The organism is Mesorhizobium sp. M7A.F.Ca.AU.002.02.1.1 (assembly GCF_003998535.1).
In the GTDB taxonomy this organism is placed as follows: domain Bacteria; phylum Pseudomonadota; class Alphaproteobacteria; order Rhizobiales; family Rhizobiaceae; genus Mesorhizobium; species Mesorhizobium ciceri.
The window spans coordinates 1-469 of record NZ_RZPB01001480.1 but is presented as its reverse complement, the minus strand read 5'-3'; the positions used below and the strand labels follow the sequence as shown (position 1 = coordinate 469).

General features: G+C 65.9%; 1 protein-coding gene. It reads right to left on the bottom strand.

Translation table 11 applies throughout. From position 1 onward, the window contains the following. Positions 1 to 469, bottom strand: a 469-nt coding sequence (locus tag EN879_RS38475; RefSeq protein ID WP_245493970.1) for an SPFH domain-containing protein, incomplete at both ends; no start/stop codon positions are given.

The following is a 469-nucleotide window of genomic DNA, read 5'->3' as shown; positions in this document are numbered from 1 at the left end:
CCGGCCGGCGGCCGACGGCTTCACGCATGGCGCTTTCGGCAACCTGCCGCAGCATGCCGTCGGGATCGGACACATCGAACAGATACGCGCGCGGGTCGGAGACCTGATAGGCCACGGAGAACTGGACGTTGACGATGTTCTGGTCGCCGGTAAGCATCAGCCCGGACGTATTGCCACTTGTCGCGCCGCCACCGCCGATATCGACGAGCTGCTCGGAAATCTTGGCCGTCTCGACGGTTTCGAGCGGCCACCAATGGAAATGCAGGCCAGGCTGCGACAGTTCGGTCTTCGGCTTGCCGAAGCGCAGTTCGACCGCGACCTCATCGGGCTGCACGGTGTAAACCGCCTTGAACGCCCACAGCACCACAAGTGCAGCCGCGATCAGCGCGAAGATAGCCGGGCTCGCGCCGCCGCCGCCCGGAAGAGCGCGCCGCAGCCGGTCCTGGCCGCGGCGGATGATGTCTTCTAG